At 68.2% G+C, this 3,384-nt stretch carries 3 protein-coding genes; all 3 read right to left on the minus strand.

Annotated elements, in window-relative coordinates; genetic code table 11:
• Positions 1–164: 164 nt before the first annotated feature.
• The 3 genes from CRM90_RS29670 to CRM90_RS29680 all read right to left on the minus strand — a co-directional run bounded on the left by CRM90_RS29670 (position 165) and on the right by CRM90_RS29680 (position 3,187).
• On the minus strand, positions 165–938 hold the full coding sequence (locus CRM90_RS29670; RefSeq protein ID WP_233209598.1) for an ExeA family protein: 774 nt from the start codon (positions 936–938) through the stop codon (positions 165–167).
• Between the two features lie 38 nt (positions 939–976).
• On the minus strand, positions 977–2,476 hold the full coding sequence (locus CRM90_RS29675) for a DDE-type integrase/transposase/recombinase (RefSeq protein ID WP_054586129.1): 1,500 nt from the start codon (positions 2,474–2,476) through the stop codon (positions 977–979).
• 111 nt (positions 2,477–2,587) lie between these two features.
• Positions 2,588–3,187 carry a hypothetical protein gene (locus tag CRM90_RS29680; RefSeq protein ID WP_054586128.1) on the minus strand — a complete coding sequence of 200 codons (600 nt, stop codon included), beginning with the start codon at positions 3,185–3,187 and terminating at the stop codon, positions 2,588–2,590.
• Between the last annotated feature and the right edge of the window lie 197 nt (positions 3,188–3,384).

The raw sequence follows: 3,384 nt of genomic DNA on the forward strand, positions 1-3,384 counted from the left end.
CTGTTGGCCGTCACTGAAGATGATGATGTCGACGTCATCGGTGTTGATGACGATGCACTGATCAGAACGCCCCGCTCGACTGTGGCGAGCGGGGCGTTTGTGATCTCGGTGACGGGATCCTCGTCGCGGTGACGTGGTCGTCGCCGTGGTGAAGCGGATCGGGTTCAGTCGGTTGCTGTTTCGCTGATGGCGATGCGGGCGGCTTTCTCCCCGACGATGGAGTGTCCGGCGGCGAACGCGGCCGTGAGGGCGTGCAGGGCCAGGTTGTTGACCGCGCGGGGATGCCCGCGGGAGGCGTTGTGAATCAAGGTGATGGCGTCGTCGGCGAACAGCACATCAGAGCGGCCGGCGATCTTGGTGTGGTGGCCGATGTAGTCGGCGGTGTCTGCCGGTGTCATCCCGGGCAGGGTGTAGCGCACTGCGATGCGCTGATCGAGGGCGGCCAGGACCCCGAGACGCAGTCGGTGGCGCAGGGTGGGTTGGCCGACGAGTACGACGGCGAACGGGGATCCGGAGTCCATGTCGTGGTTGGTCAGCAGCCGGATCGCTTCGAGCTGAGTGTTGTCGAGTAGGTGGGCCTCATCGACGACGAGCACGGGGTTGCGGCCGCGTTCGGCATGCTCGGCGGCCAGTGCGTCAGCGGCCTGGGGTGCCAGACGGGCGGTGTGGAAGACCGGGGTGTGTCCGAGGGCGGCCACGATGTGGGTGAGCATCCCGCGGACTCCGATGGTGGGGTTGGCCAGGTAGATGATGACGTGGCGTGCCGGGTCCAGCGCGGTGGCCGCGGCGCGGATGGCCACGGTCTTGCCGGCACCGACTTCACCGGTGATGACCCCGATGGCGCATTGGTCCACACACCAGGAGATCCGGGCGATCGCTTCGCTGTGACCGGGGTGGCGGTGCAGCATCGATGGGGCCAGATCGCGGCCGAACGGCATCCGGGAGAATCCCCAATGAGATTGCAGTCGTTGGATACTCACGCCGACACCTCGCCCTCATGATCGGCGCTGGCACCGGTGCGGCCGCCGGGTTCAAGGTCGGTGATCGACAGCTGCCTGAGAACCTGATCATCGCCGGCAGTGTCGTCGGTGGCGGTCTGGGTGCCGTAGAGGGCGTGGTAGCCGATGCGTTCGTCGTCGCGCAGTTGGGCGTGGTGGTTGGCGGCGGTCAGTGCGAGGTAGTCGATCCCCGTCGCTGCCGGCGGCGCCTCACCGCGAGTCTCGGGTCGGGCCTTGGGATGGGCGTGGCGGGTGATCGTGTGGGCTACGGCGGGACCGTAGCTTTTGTCCTGGTGACGCACCTCGATGGCCTGCAGGTCGAACGGAGAGAACACCAGCTCCACGCGGCGCCCGGCCAGGGCGGGATCGACCCGGTAGATGTTGGAATGCAGCGACACCGTCGCGGTCTTGGTCACCACCCGAAACTCCGACCACAAGAACGCCTCGGTCAGATCCGCGGCAGTCGGTAACGCCGGTAGAGCCCCGAGCCGGTCCCATCCGGTCTCCCACCGGGCCAACGGGGACTGGCCGGTCTCGGTGTGGGTGCGGCGGTGGTATTCGGTCTCGGCCCAGGCCATGAACAGCCGGTTGAGTTCTAACAATGCGCCGGTGTGGTCGACTCCGGCCGCGGTGAGGTCCTCCGCGGTGGTGTCGGTGACCTCGACGAGGAATTGCTCGCGCACAGTGCGGAAGAACCGTTCGATCTTGCCGCGGCCCTGCGGGCGACCCGGCGCCGAATGGATCAGCCGGATCCCGAGTTTCGCGCACGCCCGCAGCAGCCACGCATCGACGAATGCTGAGCCGTTGTCGACATAGATCCCGGTGGGCACGCCGCGGGCGGCCAGCGCGGGTTTGAGCGCAGCGGCCAGGCGCACGGTGTCTTCGGCGAACCCGAACCGGTGCCCGACGACCAGGCGACTGTGATCGTCGAGGAAGGCGAACAGGTAAGTTTTGCGGTCACCGACCCGCGGGCCGTGCAGCGCATCGCCAACCCACAGCTCGTTGGGGTCAGCGGCTTCGAACCGGCCGAACACCTCGGCGCTCTGACCTGCGGCCGGGCCCATCAGCTCACAGCGGTGGAAGTGGCGCAGCAGCGTCGATTCCGAGGGCGCCCATCCGGTCGCGGTGCGCAGAATGCGAGCAACCTGCGCGACGGTGCGGGCGGGATTCTCCCGTTTGAGCGAGGCGGCCAGCTCTAGCACCTGAGTGTCGGTGCGGGTGGCCAGCCGGCGCGGTTCGGGCACCAGCGCTTCGAACCCGCCGCCGCGGTAGCGCCGGATCCAGCGATCCAACGTCGCCCGCGCGATCTGGACCTGGCTGCCGAACGGGTCGATATGGCGGCGTTCGGCGATCTCGCGGACCAGGCGGCCGCGCTGCCGCGTGGATAACCCGTCCTCCAGGGCGGGGCAGATCAACTGATAGCGGAACAACCCGATCGCATTCGCCCGCTCCCGACGCTTGTGCTCCTCCAACGACACCGCAGTGTGCTCCTCACCATTTGATGGCCCCACCCGAAACCGGTGCCGGGCAGGTGCCTTGGCGAGGATCACCGATCACCGCACCAGTGCATCAGGGGCAACTGGTGTTGCTCACACACCCCGGGCAGGCGGTGGCCAGCCCGGCGCCAGCAACCGGCTCCCGCTGGCAGCGGCCATCACCTGCGCCGGCGTCACCGTGCGCAGCAACCCCGCCGGCCCGAACCGCGCACCGATCGCCGCGACCGCGCACCGCAACGCGGCCACCAGGTCACGCCAGGGGCAGCCGAACCCGTCGGGGATCGTCACGTCGATCCCGGTGCGCACCGCCACCGTGAGAAACCACGCCCGCATCGGCTCCAGGCGCTGCCCGGCCCGACGCAGCCAGCCCCGCACCGTCGCCGGCGGCACCTGCAGCCAAGCCGCGATCCGGCGATGCCCCAGCCCTTCGGCTCGCATCGACAGCGCCATCCAAATCTGTTCGGCGCCATGGGCTCTGCGCAACAACACCGTAACCGGCAACAGCACATGAGTGACCAGACAGGAACGGCACCGCGCCCGCCGCGGCCGCACCGGATGATCAAGTCCCTCTACCTGGCGCGACCGGGCAAACCCCCAACCGCCCAGCACCCCGCCCGCACAAGACGGGCAGGCGATCGCCCCTCCAGACAGCCGGGACTCGACGCGGACAGGATCGACCTCTACCGTCACCATCAGTGCCTCCGAGCACTACAGCGCGGCACCTCGCAAGCCCGCCAAGACTTCAGCGAGGTGCCGCGCACCCATTAGTTCCTCGTCACACTGACGGTGCACACGAACAAGATCAACCCGGCGCCGACAGCACCGACCACATCAGCACGCTCAATGACGAGTGAGTACCCCGCGGTCGTCATCCCGAGAGACGGTCAACA

Source organism: Mycobacterium sp. ENV421 (genome assembly GCF_002887815.1).
In the GTDB taxonomy this organism is placed as follows: Bacteria; Actinomycetota; Actinomycetes; order Mycobacteriales; family Mycobacteriaceae; genus Mycobacterium.

What these genes read in the sequence shown, in the direction of transcription:
- CRM90_RS29680 (WP_054586128.1), bottom strand. Translation starts at nt 3,187, where the DNA reads ATGGTGACGGTAGAGGTCGATCCTGTCCGCGTCGAGTCCCGGCTGTCT.
- CRM90_RS29670 (WP_233209598.1), bottom strand. Translation starts at nt 938, where the DNA reads ATGCCGTTCGGCCGCGATCTGGCCCCATCGATGCTGCACCGCCACCCC.